An 18,655-nucleotide genomic window follows, 5' to 3' on the forward strand; every position below is an offset into this window, starting at 1 on the left:
CCTCAGCGCCGATGGTACTGCACTGGTGATGGTGTGGGAGAGTAGGACGCCGCCGGACTTTCCTTCAGAAAATGCCGCTGCCCTTAGGGGTAGCGGCATTTTTTGTGTCCAGGCCTATCTCTGGGAGAGATGGGTCCGAGCTCTAACTGTCGTTGGACGAGATGCCGACTCCGACGCACGCTCGAACCATGCGTACCAGGCACAACCTCGGCTTCTGGCTCATCGCCGGCGCGTTCCTCACCGCCATGGCGTTCTCCACCGTGCCGACCCCGCTCTACGTCCTGTACCAGCGTCAGGACGGTTTCTCGTCGTTCCTTGTCACCGTGGTCTTCGCGACGTACGCGGTCGGCGTCGTCGTCAGCCTCCTGCTCGCGGGGCACGTCTCCGACTGGGTGGGGCGCAAGCGCGTCCTGCTCCCGGCCCTGGGGCTCGAGCTCCTCGCCGCGCTGATCTTCCTGTTCTCCACCGGGCTTCCCGAGCTGCTGCTCGCCCGGTTCGTGTCAGGGCTCGGCGTCGGCATGATCACCGCGACCGCCACCGCGTACCTGGCCGAGCTCCACGCGCTGAGCCGGCCCGGCGACGGCACCGGGCGGTTCGAGATGGTGTCGACCGCGGCGAACATCGGTGGTCTCGGCGTCGGCCCGCTGGTGTCCGGTGCCCTGGCGCAGTACCTGCCCTCACCGCTGCGGACGCCGTACCTGTTGTTCGCGGTGCTGCTGGTGCTGGCGATCGTCGCGGTCGGATCCACCAAGGAGACCGTCGACCTGACGTCGGAGCGGCCGGCGTGGCGTCCGCAGCGGATCGGGGTGAACGGCGCCGACCGGCGGGCGTACCTCGCGGCCGGCACCACCGCATTCACCGCGTTCGCGGTCTTCGGGCTGTTCAACTCGCTCGCGCCGGGCTTCGTCGCCGGGACGCTGCATCACCCGAGCCGGTTGCTCGCCGGTGTCGTCGTCTTCGTGGTGTTCGGTGCCGCCGCCGCGGCCCAGACGCTCACCAGCGGGCTGCGCCCCGCGTCGCGGTTCGCGCTCGGCGTCGGGATCGAGGCGATCGGGTTGCTGGTGCTGGTCGCGGGCATGGCCACCGAGAGCCTCGTCGGCTTCCTGATCGGCGGCGCGCTCGCCGGTGCGGGCGGCGGCGTGGTCTTCAAGTCGGCGATCGGAGCCGTGGTCGCCTCGGCCGCTCCGGCCGCCCGCGGGGAAGCGCTGGCCGGCCTGTTCCTGATCGCGTACCTGGGGCTGATCGTGCCGTCGCTGGCCCTGGGCGTCACCACGCAGTTCGTCGACGCCACCACCGCCATGTACTGGTTCACCGGCGCGCTGCTCGCCCTACTGGCCGCCGGTGCCCGGCTGCACGGCGTCGACTTCCCCCGCCGCCTGCTGACCACCGCGGGGAGCGTGCTGGGGAAGTAGGGCCAGGAACGCCCGCGTGGCGGCGCTGGGGCGGCGGAGCGTGGACGTGGCGGCCGACAGGGGCCAGCGCACGTCCGCGCCCGTCACCGGCAGGGACCGCAGGTCGCTCCGCCGGGGGATCAGGAACCGGGGGAGCAGCGCCACCCCCATGCCGTGACGCACGAAGTCGGCGCCGGTGCCGATGTTCACGATCTCGATCGACACCGAGCGCTCCAACCCGGCCGCGGCGAACGCGCGATCGGTCACCGCGCGGTTGCCGTAACCGACCGGGAAGTCGACGAACGGCTCGTCGGCGAAGTCCGTGAGCCGCACCGAGTCGCGGGTGGCGAGCGGATGCCCGGCCGGCACGACGAGGTCCATCGGAGCGTCGGCGAGATCCCGGAGCACGAACCCGGGCGGTGTGGCCCCGGGCATCGACACGAACGTGACGTCGAGTTTCCCCTCGGTGAGCGCGTCGAGGAGGCCCACCGATCCGGCCGCCGCCGCGCTGAGGCGCAGTTGCACGGCCGGGTAGCGGCGGTGGTAGTCGGCCAGCAGCGCGGGCAGGTCGATGAGGTCGATCGCGGTCAGCGTGCCGATCCGCAGCGTGCCCCGGATACCGCCACGCACCTCCTGCACGGCTTCGCGGGCGTCGCGGGCGGCGTCCAGGGTCGCGCGTGCCCGGGGCAGAAACGCCGCGCCGGCGTCGGTGAGCTCGACCCGGCGTCCGGAGCGGTCGAACAGGGCCGCCCCCAGGTCCTTCTCCAGCGCCTTGATCGCCGACGACACCCCGGACTGCACGATCCGCAGACGCGTGGACGCCTTCGTGAAGCTCTGCTCCTCCGCGACCGCGACGAAGAACTCCAGGTGACGCAGCTCCATGCGCCGACTATGTCAGCCGCGCGGAATCAGCTGCGCCTACCGGCGTCGGCGACGAAGACGGCCGCGGTTCGGGCGGGCACCGTGAACGCGCCCGAACCGGCCACGAACGAGGCGGTGCGCACCACCGGGTCCGGCCCGGCGGCCTGCACCGGGTGCAGCGCGAACTCCGCTCCGGCGGCCGCGGGCACGAACTGCGTCGTCGGGAACGGCGTCGCGTTGAACACGACCACGAGCGCCGTCCCGGTGGAACCTGCCCGGTCGTCGATCATCATCACGATCACCCCCGGCGCCGAGGCCGGGAACGAGACCGTGCCGGTGCCCGGCCGCCCGAACAGCGGTGTCGACGCGCGCAACCGCAACAGCGTCTCCGCCGACGCGGTCGCGGCTTCGACGTCCGCCGCCGTCGGACGCAGCGACGCGTCGGCGAGCAGCGGGCGCGCGTACTTCCACCACTCGGCGTTCTTCGCGGCCGGCGGCAGCCCGCGACCGAAGCCGTGCGTGCGACCGGTCGGGTCGTAGACGTTGAACCAGTCGCCGGAGTTGTAGCTGTCGGCGTCGAACGACTTGCTGCGCAGCGACTCGACCCCGGCGTGCCAGAACGTCAGCCCCCGCCCGAACGCGGTCAGCGCCAGCGCCACCGTGTTCATGCGGATCCGGTCGGCCATGCTCGTCGTCGGCGGCAGTTTGTAGGTGAGCGCGTCGTAGAGCGTGAGGTTGTCGTGCGCGTCGACGTAGGTGACGGCGTCGGGGTTCGTCAGGCCGCCCTGGATCCGGTCCTGCAGCGCGTACAGCTGGTCCCGGGACCACGGGGACACCCCGTTCGGATCGGTGCCGAGGCCGCTGGCGAAACCCTGGACGCGCGGGTCGTCGTCGAACGGGGAACCGCCACGGGCAGCGTCACGCAGCGAGTCGTCGAACGTGCTGATCCCGGTGCCCACCATGTTCGCCTGCGAGGCGTTGACGAACAGCGCGTTGCCGGCGACCTCGCCGAAATCCCAGCCCTCGCCGTAGAGGAGCCCGTCGTAGCGCTCCCGGAGCTCCACCATCAGCGCACGCGGGTGGTGGCCCATGAGGTCGAACCGGAACCCGTCGACGCCGTAACCGCGCGCCCAGGTGAGCACCGAGTCGATCAGCAGCTTGCCGGCCATCGTGTGCTCGGTGGCCGTGTTCGGGCAGCACGTCGACGTGTACACGGCGCCGGCGTCGTCGAGACGGTGGTAGTAGCCGGGCACTATCCGGTCGAGGCTGTTGGTGCCGGCCTGCCCGGCGCTGGCGGTGTGGTTGTAGACCACGTCCAGCACGACACGCAGCCCGACGCGGTGCAGCGCGTCGACCATCGCGCGCACCTCGTCGGTGCGGGCGTCGGGGTCGACGGCGTACGAGCCCTCCGGCACCGTCCAGTGCAGCGGGTCGTAGCCCCAGTTGAAGCCGTCGTCGTCCGCGACCGCGGTGACGCGTTCCTGTTGCGCGTCGCTGTCGGGCGCGAAACCGGTGAGGTCGCCGGGGCCGGTCGTGCGCACGTCGTCCACCGACGAGAAGTCCGCCACCGGCAGCAGGTGCACCGTGGTGAGCCCGGCGCGGGCCAGCCGGGCCAGGTGGGTCATGCCGACCGAGTCGGGGTGGGTGAACGCGCGGTACGTCCCGCGGTGCTCGGCCGGCACCGACGCGTCGCCGATCGAGAAGTCACGGACGTGCAGCTCGTAGATCGCCTGGTCGGGGCCGGGCGGTGACGGGACGCCGGTCCAGCCACCGAGGTCGACCAGGCGGCTGCGGGTCGAGTTGACCGCTAGACCGATCGAGTACGGATCGGTCACCCGGTTGCGTTCCACCCGCCCGGTCTCCGGGACGAACACCTCGACCTCGAACAGGTAGTCGCGGTCCTTCCAGCCGGGCTCCCCGGTCACGGTCCAGACGCCGTCGCCGTCCCGGCGCATCGGGCGGGTGCCGTCCTCCATCCACAGGACGACGTCCGTCGCGGTCGGAGCCCACAGCGCGAGCGTCGGGACGCCGTCGCGCCAGACCGGGCCGAGCGTGCGTGTCGCCGCCCCCGCGTACAGGTCGTCGAGCACGCCGGCGATCTGCACGCCGGTCGCGTCGACGAGTTCGTCGTCGGCGTCGTACGCGGCGACGACCAGTTGGCCGGTGAGCAGCTCACGGACCGGCAGGTCGGGCACGCGCAGGCCGGGCAACAGGTCGACGGCGGTGCCGCCGGTGACGCGGCCGCCGGTGACGGCCAGCCCGCCGCGGGGCGCGGTGTGCAGGCGGACGCGGTCAGCCGGTCTCCAGACGATCCGGTCGGCGGAGATCCAGCGGGCGGCGGCGCGCGTGAGGTCGACGTCCATCAACCTCGGTGCTACCCGTTCAGCGGCGGAAGAAGTATTTCCGGGAGCTGGTCGTGCCGAGCAGGATCAGCACCACGATCGCGGCGACCGACGGGCGGTGCTCGAACACGGCCGCCAGCGCCGCGCCGACGAGCGCGTACGCCGCGGCCATCACGTACGCGACCCGGTTGGCGCGGAGCAGCCCGACGGCGGTCAGCGCGGCACCCACCACACCGAGGCCGAGCGCCGCGGCGGTGGCCGGATCGCGCTCGGTCACGTGCAGCAGCGCCGACAGCGCGAACACCGTCGCCTGCAGGCCGACGAGGGCCGCGGCCCAGAGTACGTACGCGGGTTTGTGCTCGCGCGGCTTGTACAGGAGCGCGGCGGCCAGCGCCGACTGGTTGTTCATGGCTACTCCAGGGACCGGAACGGGGGTCGTTCCAGCCTGCGTTCCGTCCCGGCGACGGTCCGTCCATCCGCCGACCCCGGGGGTGTTACCGCCCGAACAGTTCCCCGGCCAGGCGTTCGAGCGCCCGGAGCACGTCGGCGAGCGACCCGGCGAACGGCTGCACGAGCACCTCGTCGGCGCCCGCCTCGAGCTGCGCGCGCAGCCGGGCCGCGATCGCGGCCTCGTCGCCCCGGGCGAGCAGGTCGTCGACCGGCCGGTCGCGGTACCCCGCGACCAGATCGTCGTCGCCGTACCCGAGCCGCCGGTAGCTGCGGACGTACGGGTTGTCGGCGGCGGGCATCCGCGCGAAGACCGCGCGGAGGCGCGCGCGGGCGGCGTCCGGGTCGGTCTCCAGCACCGCGGCCTGGTGCGGAATCACCAGCGCGTCCGGCCCGACCGCCTCCCGGGCGAGCCGGGTGTGCGCCACCGGCTGCAGGAACGGGTGGACCCCGTCCGCGCGTTCGGCGGCCAGCCGGAGGGCGATCGGCCCGAGCGCCGCGAGCACCCGGGGGTAGCGCACGTCCGGCCGCAGCGGAACCGCGTCGAACTCGTCGAGGTAGGCCCGGAGCGCGGTCGGGCCGCTCGCGCCGCCGAGCCCGAGCACATACCGGCCGGGAAAGGCCTCGGCGAGCGTGACGGCGCCGCCGCGCATCGCCGCCGGGACGCGTGCCGCCACGTTCGCGATGCCGCTGCCGACGACCAGCCGCTCGGTGGCGGCGAGGGCGACCGCGTGGTGGCTGAAGATCTCGCGGGCCGGTGCGACGGTGGCCGCGGCCGGCGCCGGTTCGCCGGTCCAGAGCGAGTGGTAACCGAGCGCCTCGATGCGCGCGAACGCTCGGCGCTGCTCGTCAATGGTCGAGGTGAGGAACGGAGTGGAGGGCAGCCAGACGCCGAACACGGTCGCCTCCTAAGCGGGGGATGTCCCCGGTAAGATACGGAGACAGTCCCCGGTTAGCAAGTGGGTCGGGTCGCGGGGTAGGAACGGGTCATGACAACACTTGGCGTCGTCTTTCGTCCGCAAGTACCTCCGGAGCGGCTGCGCGCGGTGGCCCGTGCGGCCGACGACGCCGGTCTCGAAGAGCTCTGGCTCTGGGAGGACTGCTTCTGGCAGAGCGGTATCGCCGGCGCCGCGGCGGCACTGTCGGCGACCGAGCGGCTGCGTGTCGGCATCGGCCTGATGCCCGTCCCGTTCCGCAACCCGGTCCTGGCCACGCTGGAGGTGGCCACCCTCGAGCGCATGTTCCCCGGCCGGTTCCTGCCGGGCTTCGGCCACGGCGTCCAGGACTGGATGGGCCAGGTCGGAGCGCGCGCGTCCTCGCCGTTGACCCTGCTCCGCGAGAACGTCGACGCGATGCGCACGCTGCTGCGCGGCGAGGAGCTCAGCGTCGACGGCCGGTACGTGAACCTGGACCGGGTCAAGCTCGACTACCCGCCGGAGCAGGCGCCGCCGATCCTGGTCGGCGCGGTCGGGCCGAAGACGCTGAAGCTGGCCGGGGAGCACGCCGACGGCACGATCCTCGACAGCCAGAAGAACGTCTCCGACGTGCGTGCCGCGGTCGAGCTGGTCCGGAACGCGCGGACCGCGGCCGGGCGGACCGACCCGCACACGATCGTGTACATGGGCGTCGCGGTGACGGGTCCGGACGCGCCGGAGCGTCTGCGTGCCGAGCTCGACTTCTGGAAGTACGACCCGGCCTCGGGGCTGGGCGTCGCCGGCGGCGCCGAGGAGTTCGCCGCCGAGGCGGCCAAGTACGCCGAGGCCGGCGCGGACACGATGATCTTCCAGCCGCCGGCCGACGAGCCCGACCTGGAAGGCTACGTCCGGTTCGTCGCCCAGGAAGTTCGTCCGCTGGTTGGATGATTTTTCGAACGCCTGTGCGATGATCGCTGGGTGTCCTCGGAGGCGAGCATCCTGCATGCCGATCTCGACGCGTTCTACGCGTCGGTCGAGCAGCGGGACGATCCACGCCTGCGCGGGCGCCCGGTGATCGTCGGCGGCGGGGTCGTGCTCGCCGCCAGCTACGAGGCGAAGGCCTGCGGCGTCCGCACCGCGATGGGTGGGCGGATGGCCCGGGCGCTCTGCCCGCAGGCCATCGTCGTCCCACCGCGGATGGGCGCCTACAGCGCGGCCAGCAAGGCCGTGTTCGACGTGTTCCGCGACACCACACCGCTGGTCGAGGGGCTGTCCATCGACGAAGCGTTCCTCGACGTCGGCGGTCTGCGCAAAGTGAGCGGTTCGCCGGCCGACATCGCGGCGGGCCTGCGTGTCGCGGTCCGCGAGCGGGTCGGGCTCGCGATCACCGTCGGCGTCGCGCGCACCAAGTTCCTCGCGAAGGTCGCCAGCGGCGTCGCCAAGCCCGACGGGTTGCTCGTCGTGGAGCCGGGCCGCGAGCTGGAGTTCCTGCACGAGTTGCCGGTGGAGCGGCTCTGGGGCGTCGGCACGGTGACGTCGGCGAAGCTGCGTGCGCGCCGGATCGTCACGGTCGGGCAGGTGGCGCGGCTCGGCGAGGCGTACCTCGTGTCGGTGCTCGGGCAGCACGCCGGGCGGCACCTGCACGCGCTCGCGCACAACCACGACCCGCGGCCGGTGGTCGTGGGGCGCCGTCGGCGTTCGATGGGCGCGCAGCGGGCGCTCGGGCGCGGCCCGCACACCGGCGCCGATCTGCAGGCCGCGCTGGCCGGGCTGGTGGACCGGGTGGGGCGCCGGATGCGCAAGGCGTCGCGGGCCGGGCGCACCGTGACGTTGCGGCTGCGCTTCGACGACTACACGCGCGCCACCCGCTCGCACACGCTCACCCGGCCGACGTCGGCCACCGCGGTGTTGCTGGAGGCCGCGCGTGAGCTGCTCGCGGCGGCGTCGCCGCTGATCGCCGAGCGGGGCATCACGTTGATCGGGGTCGCGGTCGGGAACCTCGATTCGCAGGGGGAGCAGCTGATGCTGCCGCTCGACGGCCCCGACGAGGGAGGGCTGGATTCGGCGCTCGACGCGGTCCGGGAGCGGTTCGGGTCGGCCGCGGTGACGCGGGGCACGCTGCTGGGGCGCGGTGAAGGTTTCACGGTGCCGCTGCTGCCGGACTGAGCCGTGGGCGAGGAATCGAGGGCGGGGCGGGGAATCCGTTGTCCTCGGGCCTATTCTCAGTGTGTGGCCACGCTTCCGGAACCCACCTCGCGCCCGGATAACGACCCGACCTCCGGACGGCTCTCGGCGCCGCCGTCGCCGCCCCCGCCGCCCATAGCCCCGCCGCCGGTAGCCCCGCCGCCGGTAGCCCCGCCGCTGTCCGCCGGCTCGCCGGCGCCGGAAGCCTCGCCGGCGCCGGAAGCCTCGGCCGCGCCGGTGGCCCCGCCGGCACCCGCTGCTCCGGCGCCCGCTGCTCCGGCGCCCGCTGCTCCGGCGCCCGCTGCTCCGGAGGTGTCGGCTGCCGAGCCGTTGGCTCCGGCGGCGCCGGTCTTCCCGGAGACGCCGAGTGCCGACGCGGTGGTGTCCTCGGCTCCCACCTCGGGCCCGGGCGCGCCGGAGCGGGCGGAGATGCGAGCGTCCAACACGGACCGTGAACGCGTGGCCGCGGCCCTGCACGAGGCCGCCACCGAGGGCCGCATCGACCTCCACGAACTCGACGCGCGCCTCGCCCAGGTGTACTCGGCCCGCACCTACGGCGAGCTGATCCCGCTCACCCGCGACATCCCGATGCCGCGCGCGGAGTTCACCCCGGAACCGGCGACGTTCACCCCCGGGCACCCGGTGCTCCCACCCTCCACCTGGGCGGCCGCGGTGATGAGCGGCTTCAAGCGCACCGGCCCCTGGACCGTCCCCGAGAAGTTCGAGTGCATCGCCTTCTGGGGCGGCGGCGAGGTGGACCTCCGCGAGGCCGTGTTCACCAGCGCCACGGTGACGATCCGCGCGGTGGCGATCATGGGCGGCATCGACATCACCGTGCCGGAGAACGCCACCGTGCACGTCAACGGCGTCGGCATCATGGGTGGCTTCGACGACAACGCGACCGGCCCCGGCGCGCCCGGCGCCCCGGTCATCATCGTCACCGGCCTGTCGTTCTGGGGCGGCGTCGACGTGAAGCGCAAACCGCCGAAGGCCGAGATCGAACGCCGCCGCCTGGAACGCAAGCGCCTCAAAGCCGAGAAACGCAACCGCCGCTACCTCGACGACTAGGCCAGGCCTAAGCCCGGCGCGCGCTCGGCGTCCGACTGAAGCGTGGGGCTGGTCCACCGGAGAGGCGGCCGGCCGGGAGTTTCCGGCCGCCCAGCACCAGGAGCAGATCGGTGGCGTGGCCGGAGAGCGGCTCGCCGTCGCCGACGCTCCAGTCGAGGTCGTCGGCGCACAGCCGCACGCCGGTCAGATCGACGCCGAAGTACTTCTGGCCGTGCTCGACGTCCCAGGCGTCCAGCACCGTGCGCACGGTCGGTTCCGGTACCGGCCAGTGCACCCCGAGCGGCACCATGACGTCGAGCGCGTGCACGGTCTCGTGCGTGAGCGTCGAGGCGTACCCGGTGCCCGGGGGCTTCCACGGGTGGTGGACGTTGTCGCGGATCGACGCGGTCAGCTCGGCGCTGGAGAGCGCGGCGGCGTCGGCGGCGGCCCGGCGGTCGTTCAGCCGGTGGAAGTTGAAGCCGGCCAGCGCGAAGTGCCAGAGAAAGCGACCGACGGGGTAGCGGAACTCCATCGCCACGTGCGCGATCACCTCGCGGACACGCCAGCCGTCGCAGAGCGTCGGGGCGTCCCAGCTCGCGTCGGGGAGCGTCGCGAGGGCGTCGGCGAGCTGTACGCGTTGATCGGCGATGAGGGTGCGGATCATCGGGTGGTCCTCTCGGAGTGCGGTGTTCACTCCACCGACGAACGGCCACCGCCCACCGAGGACAGGCGACGCCGCAGAAATCTCCGCTCCGGTTCGGTGGTGGCGGCCTCGATCGCCGCGCGGTAGGCGTCGGCGGCCTCGGTCGTGCGGCCCAGGCGCCGCAGGAAGTCGGCCCGGACGGCCGGGAAGAGCGGATAGTCCGCGAGCGCGGTGCGGAGTTCCTCGACCAGCGCGAGCCCGACCTCCGGGCCGTACGCCAGGCCGACCGCGACGGCCTGGTTGAGCGCGACGACCGGCGACGGCACGAGTTTCCGCAGCGTTCCGTAGAGCACGGCGATCTGCCGCCAGTCCGTGTCCGCCGCGGTCGGCGCCGTCGCGTGGCAGGCCGCGATCGCCGCCTGGACGACGTAGGGCCCGGCGCCACCAGCGGTCGCGAGGAGGCGGTCGGCCTCGGCGATCCGCGCGCCGTCCCAGGCCGTGCGGTCCTGTTCGTCCAGCGGCACCAGCTCGCCGTCGGCGTCCACCCGCGCCGACGAGCGGGCGTCGTGGAAGAGCATCAGGGCCAGCAGCCCGGTGGCCTCGGGTTCGTCGGGCATCAGCTCGTGCAGCAGCCGGGCCAGCCGGATCGCCTCGCCGGTCAGCGGTCGGCGCACGAGCTCGGCCCCCGCCGTGGCCGCGTACCCCTCGGTGAACAGCAGATACAGCACCGCGAGGACGGCCGGTGTCCGCGACGGCAGGAGATCGGCGGGCGGCACGCGGTACGGGATGCCGGCGTGCTTGATCTTCTGCCGGGCCCGGACCAGACGCTTGGCGAGCGCGGCCTCCGAGGTGAGGAAGGCCCGCGCGATCTCGGCCACCGACAGCCCGGCGAGCGTCCGCAGCGTCAGCGCCACCCGGGCGTCCAGGGCGAGCGCCGGGTGGCAGCAGGTGAACATCAGCCGCAGCCGGTCGTCGGCCACGTCGTGCACCTCGGGTTCGCCGACCGGCTCCCTCGCCACGTCCCGGAGCTTGGCCGCGCCGACGGCCTCCCGCCGCAGCCGGTCGACCGCGCGATTGCGTGCCGTCGTGGTCAGCCACGCGCCCGGGTTACGCGGCACCCCCTCGGCGGGCCACCGCTCGAGCGCCTGGGCGAACGCGTCCTGGGCGGCCTCCTCGGCGAGCTCCCAGTCGCCGGTCATCCGGATCACCGTGGCGACGATCTGCCCCCACTCCGTCCGGAACGCCCGCTCGACGGCTTCCGCGGTCACCGGAGCGGCCGCACCTCGATGGAGCCGTACGTCGCCGCGGGGTGTTTCGAGGCGATCTCCAGCGCCTCGTCCAGGTCGGCGCACTCGATCAGGCAGAACCCACCGATCTGTTCGCGGCTCTCCGCGAACGGACCGTCGGTCAGGAGCGTTTCGCCGCCCCGGACGCGCACGGTGGTCGCGTCGGCCGGCGGGTGCAGACCGGCGCCGCCGACGAGCACACCGCGGGCGAGCATCTCGGTGTCCCAGCCGCCGCAGCCGTCGTTCGCGTGCTCGGCGGCGGTCTCGTCGCCGGCGATCAGCAGGACGTACTTCATCGTGACCACCTATCGCCAGGCGAAAACGGGCTGTTCGAGGTGCGCCACCGGGGTGGCGCGTCCGTGCAGCGCCACCTCGCGGAACTGGTAGAGCACCGCGGCCGTCGGCGCGTGGATCAAACTACCCACCAGCGGCAGCTGGATCACCGGGTGCTCGGACTCGGGGATGCGCAGGTAACGCGGTTCGACGTCGAGGTCGGCCAGCGGGATCGTGTACACCTCGGCGACCTCGGCCGGGTTCGGCACCGGTGGCGGCACCTCGCCGAGCGCGAACACGACCGGCGTGATCACGTACCCGGACCGGGTCGCGTAGTCGTCGAGCGTGCCGACCAGGCTCGACCGGTCCGCGACGACGCCCAGCTCCTCGCCGAGCTCGCGCCGGGCGGCGTCCACGGCGTCCTCACCCGGGTCGAGCCGGCCGCCGGGCAACGCGAACTGGCCGGGGTGCGCGCGGAGTTCCGACGTGCGCCGGGTGAGCCAGATGGCCGGCCGGTCACCGGCCACGGCCAACGCGACCGCGGCCCGCCGGAACCCCTCGGCCGGCAGCGGGGTCGGGCGGAAGGCGCGAACGTTCGCGAGTACCGCGTCCACATCCATGATGTCTCGACAGTACGTCAACCGATGTGGACGGCCCGGGGGGTGCTGCTCGCGGGGCAGGTCGTAGCGTCCGACGCACGCGGTGCGACCGGGTGCCATCCCGAGCTGAGGAGAAGAGATGACCAGGACCACCGGACCCGACGAGGGGGACACGCCGATCCCGTCCGGGGAGACGGCCGCGGAACCGACGCGCCGATCCCGGTGGGGACGCACCGCCAGCCCCGAGGAGGTCGAAGCCGCGAAACAACAGTGGCGCGAGCTGCGGCCGTGGGGCAGCCCGATGGCGCGAGCGGACAAGGTGCTGATCGGCGCGATGGCCGCCGCGTTCCTGCTGTCGGTCGCCTCGCTGCCGCTGCGCCCACTGCTGCTGAGCTCGCATCCGGTCGCCCTCGCCGCCGTGACGGGCAGCTCGTCGGCGATCGGCGCGGGCGCCGCGTTCGCGCGGATCGGGCAGGCGGACCTGTGGGTGGTCGTGCTCGCCGGGATCGTCGGGAAGATCAAGTTCGACTGGCTGTACTGGTGGGCGGGGCGCCGCTGGGGCGAGAAGGGCGTGCGATTCCTCGTGCCGACCGAGCGGGCCCAGCGGCTCGTGCCGCGACTGCGTTCCTGGCCGGTCTGGGGCAAATTCGTCCTCGTCGCCGCCGCCTCGGTGCCGGGCGTGCCCTCGATCCCCACCTTTCTGCTGGCGGGCCTGTCCGGGATGTCGCTCCCCGCGTTCGTGCTGGCCGACGCGCTGGGCTCCGGACTCATGACCGGGTTGATCGCCGGTCTGGGCTACGGGCTCGGCCAAGAGGCCGTCGACGTCGTTCTCCTGATCGATCGTTACGCGGTGTGGATCTCGGTGGGCATCGCCGTCGCCCTCGGAGTCCAAGCTGCACGCGCGCAGAACGCACATCAGAAACGGCAGCGGCCCGGCTCGTGAAGGGTCTTCGCCGAGTGGTCGGCCTGCGGGTGGACACGCCCGGTCCGGCCGACCACGCCCGGCACGTCGCCGGCCGAAGTGGACGGTCGGCTACCCTGCTCGACCATGGATGCTGACACCAGCGCGCAGTTGGACACCGGTACGCCGCATCCGGCCCGGGTGTACGACGCGTTACTCGGCGGCAAGGACAACTTCGCCGCCGACCGCCAGGTCGCCGACGCGATCCGGGCGAACCCCGCCGGCGAGATCGGCCCGCTCGCGAACCGCGACTACCTGCGCCGGGTCGTGACGTTCCTGGCCGGAGAGGTGGGCATCGACCAGTTCCTCGACGTCGGCACCGGGCTGCCCACCGCTCCGAACGTGCACGAGGTCGCGCAGGGCATCAACCCGGCCGCCCGCGTGGTCTACGTCGACAATGACCCGATCGTGCTCGTCCACGCCCGCGCGCTGCTGGTCGGCGGCACCACCAGCTACGTCGACGCCGACATCCGTGACCCGGAGACGATCCTCGCGCACGCGCGGATCACCCTCGACTTCAGCCGGCCGGTGGGCCTGCTGCTGCTCGCGATCGGGCACTTCCTGGACGACGAGGACGACGCCTACGGCGTGGTCAAGCGCCTGGTGGACGCGTTGCCGCCCGGCTCGTACCTGGCGATGTCGCACCTCACCGGCGAGTTCCAGCCGGAGGAGACCAAGAAGACCGAGGCGATGTACAAGGCGCAGGGCATGACGCTGCGGGCCCGGACGAAGGACGAGTTCACCCGGTTCTTCGACGGGCTGGAGCTGGTGGAGCCGGGCGTCACGCTCACCCACCGCTGGCGGCCGGACGCGCTGGACCGGGTCCCCGCCGACACGCCGGGTGAGCAGGCGCCCGGCTACGGAGCCGTCGCGCGCCGCTGAGCGTCAGAACTTGTCGCGCCAGCTCCGCTTCGGACGCCAGCCGAGAAGCCGTTCGGCCTTGGTGCAGTCGATCCCGCTGGCGTCGGGGCGCGCGACCGGCCGCAGCTCGGTCGGCGCGTCGGGGTACACCGCGCGCCAGGTCGCGTGCAGGTCGCGGCCGCCGATCGTGTCCTCGGCGGCGATGTAGAGCACCTCGTGCCCGGGCACGTCCGACTCGGCGGCGAGCACTATCGCGTCGCCGAGGTCGTCGGCGTCGACGTACGACCAGCCGGTGAGGCTCGGCGCGTCCGGGTCCTCGAGCATGGGTGCGAGGTTCAGCGGGTAGCTGGCGTCGTTCTGCACCCAGGTGGGGCGCAGCGACAGGATCTTGACGTCCGACCGCTGCACCGCCGCGTCGCACAGCTGCTCACCGAAGAACTTCGAGAGCCCGTAGGGGTCGTGCGGTGTGCACGGGTGCTCTTCGTCCAGTGGCAGGTATCGCGGGTAGGACGGACGCTCGGCGAAGTGGAAGCCGGTGGCGGTCTCGCTGGAGATGTTCACCAGGCGGGGCACCCCCCAGCGCACACAGGCCTCGACGACGTTGAACAGCGCACCGATGTTGTTGGTGAAGACCGTCGCGGGAGCGTGGCTGCCCGGCGCCGGGATCGCGGCCGCGTGCACCACGGCGTCGTAGCGGCCGCCCTTCGGACCCTCCCCGGCGCTGAAGCCGCCGACCAGCGCGTACGCGTCGCCGGCGGACCCCAGATCGGCGGCCACGTACGGCACCCGGTCGACCGGAGCGGCGTCCGGCGCGGGCCGGTTGAAGTTCGGTGGCGTCAGGTCCGACGCGGTGACGTCGTGCCCCGCGGCGACCAGTGCGGCGACCGCGGCGACACCGACTTTGCCTCGCGCGCCGGTTACCAGAATCCTCATGTGTTACCCCCTAGGAATGCGCCTCGTGATCATGGCCGATACGCACGTGCCGAAACGCGCCCGGGACATCCCATCCGTCCTCTGGGACGCCGTCGACGCCGCTGACCTGGTGATCCACGCCGGCGACTGGGTCGACGCCGCGCTCCTGGACACGCTGGAGGAGCGGAGCGCGCGGCTCGTCGGCGTGTACGGCAACAACGACGGGCCCGCGCTCCGCTCCCGGCTGCCGGAGGTGGCGCGGGTCGACGTCGACGGCGTGCGGCTCGCGGTGGTGCACGAGACCGGCGCGGCGGGCGGACGGGAGCGGCGCTGCGAGGCCGCCTACCCGGACACCGACGTGCTCGTTTTCGGGCACTCGCACATCCCGTGGGACACCACGGCGCCGAACGGGCTGCGGCTGCTCAACCCCGGCTCACCCACGGACCGCCGCCGCCAGCCGTACAAGACGTTCATGACGGCGACGATCCGTTCCGGGCACCTAGGCGACGTCGAGCTCCACCGGATCTAAGCCGGGTTGCGCCAGCTGCGTCCGTGCCGCCCGATCAGGCGATCGGCGTCCGACGGGCCCCAGGACGCGGCCTCGTACGTCGGGATCGGGCTCTTGTCGTTCGCCCAGTGCTCGATGATCGGGTCGACGATGCGCCAGCACTGCTCGACCTCGTCGGTGCGGATGAACAGCGTCGCGTCGCCGAGCAGGGCGTCCAGGATGAGCCGCTCATAGGCCTCGGGCGACTCTTCCTGGAACGTCTGGTCGTACGAGAAGTCCATGCTCGCGGTACGCACCCGGAACGAGTGGCCCGGCACCTTCGCGCCGAACCGCAGGGAAATGCCCTCGTTGGGCTGGATGCGCAGGATCAGCGCGTCGGCCTCGAGTTCGGTGAGCTGGTTACCGGGGATCGGCAGGTGCGGGGGACGCTGGAACGTGAGCGCGACCTCGGTGACCCGGGCCGGCAGCCGCTTGCCGGTGCGGACGTAGAACGGCACGCCCGCCCAACGCCAGTTGTCGACGTCGAGCCGGAGCGCGGCGTAGGTCTCGGTGCGCGAGAGCGGGTCGACGCCCTCCTCCTCGCGGTAACCGGGCATCAGCTCCGCGCGGGTGCCGCCCCGGGTGTACTGGCCCCGGACCGCCACGTCCGCGACGTCCCGGTCGGTGGGCAGCCGGATCGCCTGGAGCAGCTTGACCTTCTCGTTGCGCAGCGCCTCGGCGCCGAACGAGGCCGGCGGCTCCATCAGCGCCAGCGCGAGCACCTGGAGCACGTGGTTCTGCACGATGTCACGCATCGCGCCCGCGGTCTCGTAGAAACTGCCGCGCGTGCCGACGCCGAGCGTCTCGGCCACCGTGATCTGCACCGAGTCGACCCACGACCGGTCCCAGATGGGCTGGAAGATCGAGTTCGCGAACCGCAGCGCGAGGACGTTCTGGACGGTGTCCTTGCCCAGGTAGTGATCGATGCGGAAGACCTGCGGCTCCTCGAACGCGCTGTGCACGGTCGCGTCCAGCTGCCGGGCGCTGTTCAGGTCGGTGCCGTACGGCTTCTCGATGACCAGCCGGGCGAAGCCGTCCTCGGTGCGGGCCCGGTTGAGGCCCGCGCCGGCCAGCCCGTTGATGATCGGGGTGAACGCCTGCGGCGGCGTCGAGAGGTAGAACAGGTGGTTGCCCCGGGTGCCGCGCTGCTGGTCGAGCTCGTCGAGCAGCGTCGCGAGGTTCTTGTACGTCTCGGGGTCGTCGTAGCCGCCGGAGACGTAGCGTAGGCCGCCGCCGGCCAGGTCGCCGAGGCCGTTGTCGGCGCGGATGGAGGCCGCGAACTCGTCGTCGCTCATCGGCGTCCGCGCGACGCCCACCAGCGCGAACTCCTTCGGCAACCGTCCGTGACGGGCGAGGCTCGCGACCGCCGGGATCAGCTTGCGCCGGGTCAGGTCACCCGACGCGCCGAAGATCACCAGCGTCGACGGCGGCGCGCTCCGGTCGTTCGAGTACTGCGGACCGATGTCCATCGTCTTTGAACCTCTCCGGCGTCGTCTCTTTATCGATGCAATCGATAGGTGCGTTGAACGTATTCCTGCGTTGTGAACCACGGACGACTGGCGCGTTCGGTTGAACACAACACCGGATCGCCTGGGAGGCTGCTCTCCGTGCCGACCTTCTTGCGGACGTTACCCGGGGTGACTTTCCTGGCGAGCGTCGTCGTGTTGCTCGTCACCACGGCGCTGGCGTTCGCCGGTTCGCCGCTGGGCCCGGACCTGGCCGCGGCACGGGCGCTGACCGGGGCCGACGGGCCGGCCGCGCTGGTGACCCAGCTCGGGTCCGGTGCGGTGCTGTACCCGGTGCTCGTCGTCGTGGCGCTGGTACGCCGGGCCGGCGGGGCGTCGTGGCGCAGCGCGGTGGTGCCGATCGTGATCCTCGCGGCCGCGCAGACGCTGGAAGCGGTCACGTTCGTGACGCTCGCACGCCCGGGGCCCGGCGGCGGCACGGTGTCGTTCTCGTCCGGTCACGCGATGGCCGCGGTGCTGGGCTGGGGTCTGCTCGCGCGGGAATTCCGGCACCGCGTCGGGTCCCTGCTGGTCGCGGTCGTGGCGCTGCTCGTCGGGCTCAGCCGGGTGGCGCTGGAGGTGCACTGGCTGACCGACGTCGTCGCCGGCTGGGCCTTCGGCGTCGGTGCCCTGGTGGTGAGCCGCTGGGTGGTGGTTCCCGACGTCGCCCCGAGCCCGCGGGTGCCGTCCTCGCCGTGGGCCTGGGCGCTGCCTGCCGCGGCGGCGCTGGTGCCGGTGGTGCCGCTGTTCACGGTGTCCGGCGACGACCGGATGAAGGACCTGCTCGTCTACTACGGCGCGGGTTCGTCCGCCGGGACCGGATCCGACGTCTACGAGTTCCGCACGGTGTTCGACATGCCGTTCACCTACCCGCCGTTCGCGGCCGTGCTCAGCGAGCCGCTGTCGCGGGTGCCGCTGGGGCTGCTGCAGGTGCTCTGGGTGGTGGCGTCGCTGGCCGCGATGGTGGGCGTGGCCCGGCTCGGGATGCGGCCGGTCGTCGACCGGATCGGGTTGCCGGTGACGTTGGCGTTGCTGCTGGTCTCGGCGCCGGTCCGCAGCCATCTGCGGTTCGGGCAGGTCGGGCTGTTCCTGGTGCTGCTGGTCGCCGCCGACCTGCTGCGCCGACGCTCGGGAGCCGGCCTGGGCGCGGCGATCGCGGTGAAGCTGACCCCGGCGGTGTTCCTGCCGTGGCTGCTGGTGACCCGCCAGTGGCGTGCCTTCCTGGTCGCGGTCGGGGTGGCGGCCGGCGCCACCGTCGCCGGGCTGCTGCTGCTCTGGCCGAGCGCGGAGGAGTACCTCTGGCGGGCGCTCTGGGACAGCGACCGGTTCGGCGCCAACGACGTCGTCGGGAACCAGTCGGTGCGCGGCATGCTGCTGCGCAGCGGCCTGCCGGCGGTGTCGCTGCTCTGGCTCGCGTCGGCGGTGGTGCTCGTCCTCGTCGGGACGTACGGCGCGTGGACGTTGGAGCGGGCCGGCCACCGGCTGGGCGCGGTGGGGGTGTTGGCGGCGCTGTCGGTCGCGGTCTCCCCGATCTCCTGGGTGCATCACCTGGTGTGGCTGTTCCTGCCGCTCGCGGCGCTGGTGGCGGCGCGCCGGTACGGGCTGTCGATCGCGTGGGCGGTGCTGCTCACCGTGAGCCTGCCGTCGATCGGTGCGTCCGGGCTGCGTGCCGGGACCGCCCATCCGGCCTTCTGGCACCTCGTGATCGACGCCCAGGGCCTGACCGCGGTGGCCGCGGTGCTGTTCCTCCCGCTGCTGGTGCGCTCCCGCTCCGCTCCGGACCTCGAACCGGCCGGGGTCCGTCCGGTCACCGCGTGACGAGAACCGCCGCAATCATCGGGGCCGGCGGCCGGTCGCGGCGACGAGTTCGTCGAACGGCGGT

At 72.7% G+C, this 18,655-nt stretch carries 18 protein-coding genes; 8 read left to right on the plus strand and 10 right to left on the minus strand.

Features of this window, described 5'->3' with window-relative positions; all coding sequences use genetic code 11:
• Positions 1-188: 188 nt before the first annotated feature.
• Complete coding sequence (locus tag ABD437_RS27375) at positions 189-1,412, plus strand: MFS transporter (protein ID WP_344651812.1); 1,224 nt, start codon at positions 189-191, stop codon at positions 1,410-1,412.
• On the opposite strand, the gene ABD437_RS27380 is transcribed toward ABD437_RS27375, so the two are convergent.
• From ABD437_RS27380 to ABD437_RS27395, 4 genes are all read right to left on the minus strand, one after another.
• Positions 1,329-2,273 (minus strand): LysR family transcriptional regulator, encoded by a 945-nt coding sequence (locus ABD437_RS27380; protein ID WP_344651813.1) that lies wholly within the window; start codon positions 2,271-2,273, stop codon positions 1,329-1,331. The genes ABD437_RS27375 and ABD437_RS27380 overlap by 84 nt on opposite strands.
• Positions 2,274-2,299: 26 nt before the next feature.
• The gene (locus ABD437_RS27385; protein ID WP_344651814.1) at positions 2,300-4,615 is read right to left on the minus strand and encodes an alpha-1,6-glucosidase domain-containing protein; all 2,316 of its coding nucleotides are present in this window, start codon (positions 4,613-4,615) and stop codon (positions 2,300-2,302) included.
• Between the two features lie 19 nt (positions 4,616-4,634).
• Complete coding sequence (locus ABD437_RS27390; RefSeq protein ID WP_344651815.1) at positions 4,635-5,003, minus strand: hypothetical protein; 369 nt, start codon at positions 5,001-5,003, stop codon at positions 4,635-4,637.
• An 85-nt stretch (positions 5,004-5,088) separates the two neighbouring features.
• Positions 5,089-5,940 (minus strand): LLM class flavin-dependent oxidoreductase, encoded by an 852-nt coding sequence (locus ABD437_RS27395; protein WP_344651816.1) that lies wholly within the window; start codon positions 5,938-5,940, stop codon positions 5,089-5,091.
• A gap of 90 nt (positions 5,941-6,030) precedes the next feature.
• Here ABD437_RS27395 and ABD437_RS27400 point away from each other — a divergent pair, with 90 nt between their 5' ends.
• The 3 genes from ABD437_RS27400 (at position 6,031) to ABD437_RS27410 (ending at position 9,207) form a co-directional block, all read left to right on the plus strand.
• Complete coding sequence (locus tag ABD437_RS27400; protein WP_344651817.1) at positions 6,031-6,903, plus strand: LLM class flavin-dependent oxidoreductase; 873 nt, start codon at positions 6,031-6,033, stop codon at positions 6,901-6,903.
• A 30-nt stretch (positions 6,904-6,933) separates the two neighbouring features.
• The gene (dinB, locus tag ABD437_RS27405) at positions 6,934-8,121 is read left to right on the plus strand and encodes a DNA polymerase IV (RefSeq protein WP_344651818.1); all 1,188 of its coding nucleotides are present in this window, start codon (positions 6,934-6,936) and stop codon (positions 8,119-8,121) included.
• A 330-nt stretch (positions 8,122-8,451) separates the two neighbouring features.
• A complete protein-coding gene (locus ABD437_RS27410) occupies positions 8,452-9,207 on the plus strand; it encodes a DUF1707 SHOCT-like domain-containing protein (protein ID WP_344651819.1) in 756 nt (251 codons plus the stop codon).
• Between the two features lie 7 nt (positions 9,208-9,214).
• Here ABD437_RS27410 and ABD437_RS27415 read toward each other — a convergent pair whose 3' ends face one another.
• The 4 genes from ABD437_RS27415 to ABD437_RS27430 are packed head-to-tail and all read right to left on the minus strand — an operon-like array spanning position 9,215 to position 12,008.
• Positions 9,215-9,850: a maleylpyruvate isomerase family mycothiol-dependent enzyme gene (locus ABD437_RS27415; RefSeq protein ID WP_344651820.1), complete on the minus strand. Its 636-nt coding sequence runs from the start codon at positions 9,848-9,850 to the stop codon at positions 9,215-9,217.
• 26 nt (positions 9,851-9,876) lie between these two features.
• A complete protein-coding gene (locus ABD437_RS27420) occupies positions 9,877-11,097 on the minus strand; it encodes an RNA polymerase sigma factor (RefSeq protein WP_344651821.1) in 1,221 nt (406 codons plus the stop codon).
• Positions 11,094-11,411, minus strand: coding sequence for a YciI family protein (locus ABD437_RS27425; RefSeq protein WP_344651822.1), 318 nt, complete (start codon positions 11,409-11,411; stop codon positions 11,094-11,096). Before ABD437_RS27425 ends, ABD437_RS27420 begins: the two co-directional genes overlap by 4 nt.
• Before the next feature lie 9 nt (positions 11,412-11,420).
• Positions 11,421-12,008, minus strand: coding sequence for an NUDIX hydrolase (locus ABD437_RS27430; protein ID WP_344651823.1), 588 nt, complete (start codon positions 12,006-12,008; stop codon positions 11,421-11,423).
• Between the two features lie 118 nt (positions 12,009-12,126).
• Here ABD437_RS27430 and ABD437_RS27435 point away from each other — a divergent pair, with 118 nt between their 5' ends.
• Positions 12,127-12,930, plus strand: coding sequence for a DedA family protein (locus ABD437_RS27435; RefSeq protein ID WP_344651824.1), 804 nt, complete (start codon positions 12,127-12,129; stop codon positions 12,928-12,930).
• Positions 12,931-13,035: 105 nt separating this feature from the next.
• Positions 13,036-13,830, plus strand: coding sequence for an SAM-dependent methyltransferase (locus ABD437_RS27440; protein ID WP_344651825.1), 795 nt, complete (start codon positions 13,036-13,038; stop codon positions 13,828-13,830).
• 3 nt (positions 13,831-13,833) lie between these two features.
• On the opposite strand, the gene ABD437_RS27445 is transcribed toward ABD437_RS27440, so the two are convergent.
• Entirely contained in the window at positions 13,834-14,742 is a 909-nt protein-coding gene (locus ABD437_RS27445) for an NAD-dependent epimerase/dehydratase family protein (RefSeq protein WP_344651826.1), read from the minus strand.
• 16 nt (positions 14,743-14,758) lie between these two features.
• Between ABD437_RS27445 and ABD437_RS27450 the strand changes: the two genes are divergently transcribed.
• Positions 14,759-15,250, plus strand: a complete 492-nt coding sequence (locus ABD437_RS27450; protein ID WP_344651827.1) for a metallophosphoesterase family protein — start codon at positions 14,759-14,761, stop codon at positions 15,248-15,250.
• On the opposite strand, the gene zwf is transcribed toward ABD437_RS27450, so the two are convergent.
• The gene (gene zwf, locus ABD437_RS27455) at positions 15,247-16,737 is read right to left on the minus strand and encodes a glucose-6-phosphate dehydrogenase (RefSeq protein WP_344651828.1); all 1,491 of its coding nucleotides are present in this window, start codon (positions 16,735-16,737) and stop codon (positions 15,247-15,249) included. The two genes, ABD437_RS27450 and zwf, sit on opposite strands and share 4 nt — an antisense overlap.
• Before the next feature lie 168 nt (positions 16,738-16,905).
• On the opposite strand from zwf, the gene ABD437_RS27460 reads away from it, so the two are divergent.
• The gene (locus tag ABD437_RS27460; protein ID WP_344651829.1) at positions 16,906-18,591 is read left to right on the plus strand and encodes a glycosyltransferase 87 family protein; all 1,686 of its coding nucleotides are present in this window, start codon (positions 16,906-16,908) and stop codon (positions 18,589-18,591) included.
• Positions 18,592-18,655: the final 64 nt, after the last annotated feature.

This window comes from Cryptosporangium japonicum (assembly GCF_039524755.1).
Taxonomy (GTDB): domain Bacteria; phylum Actinomycetota; class Actinomycetes; order Mycobacteriales; family Cryptosporangiaceae; genus Cryptosporangium; species Cryptosporangium japonicum.

Coding starts and splice junctions, on each gene's coding strand:
- ABD437_RS27375 (WP_344651812.1), top strand. CDS start 189: ATGCGTACCAGGCACAACCTCGGCTTCTGGCTCATCGCCGGCGCGTTC.
- ABD437_RS27450 (WP_344651827.1), top strand. CDS start 14,759: ATGCGCCTCGTGATCATGGCCGATACGCACGTGCCGAAACGCGCCCGG.
- ABD437_RS27425 (WP_344651822.1), bottom strand. CDS start 11,411: ATGAAGTACGTCCTGCTGATCGCCGGCGACGAGACCGCCGCCGAGCAC.
- ABD437_RS27430 (WP_344651823.1), bottom strand. CDS start 12,008: ATGGATGTGGACGCGGTACTCGCGAACGTTCGCGCCTTCCGCCCGACC.
- ABD437_RS27440 (WP_344651825.1), top strand. CDS start 13,036: ATGGATGCTGACACCAGCGCGCAGTTGGACACCGGTACGCCGCATCCG.
- ABD437_RS27445 (WP_344651826.1), bottom strand. CDS start 14,742: ATGAGGATTCTGGTAACCGGCGCGCGAGGCAAAGTCGGTGTCGCCGCG.
- ABD437_RS27390 (WP_344651815.1), bottom strand. CDS start 5,003: ATGAACAACCAGTCGGCGCTGGCCGCCGCGCTCCTGTACAAGCCGCGC.
- ABD437_RS27380 (WP_344651813.1), bottom strand. CDS start 2,273: ATGGAGCTGCGTCACCTGGAGTTCTTCGTCGCGGTCGCGGAGGAGCAG.
- zwf (WP_344651828.1), bottom strand. CDS start 16,737: ATGGACATCGGTCCGCAGTACTCGAACGACCGGAGCGCGCCGCCGTCG.
- ABD437_RS27385 (WP_344651814.1), bottom strand. CDS start 4,615: ATGGACGTCGACCTCACGCGCGCCGCCGCCCGCTGGATCTCCGCCGAC.
- ABD437_RS27400 (WP_344651817.1), top strand. CDS start 6,031: ATGACAACACTTGGCGTCGTCTTTCGTCCGCAAGTACCTCCGGAGCGG.
- ABD437_RS27415 (WP_344651820.1), bottom strand. CDS start 9,850: ATGATCCGCACCCTCATCGCCGATCAACGCGTACAGCTCGCCGACGCC.
- ABD437_RS27435 (WP_344651824.1), top strand. CDS start 12,127: ATGACCAGGACCACCGGACCCGACGAGGGGGACACGCCGATCCCGTCC.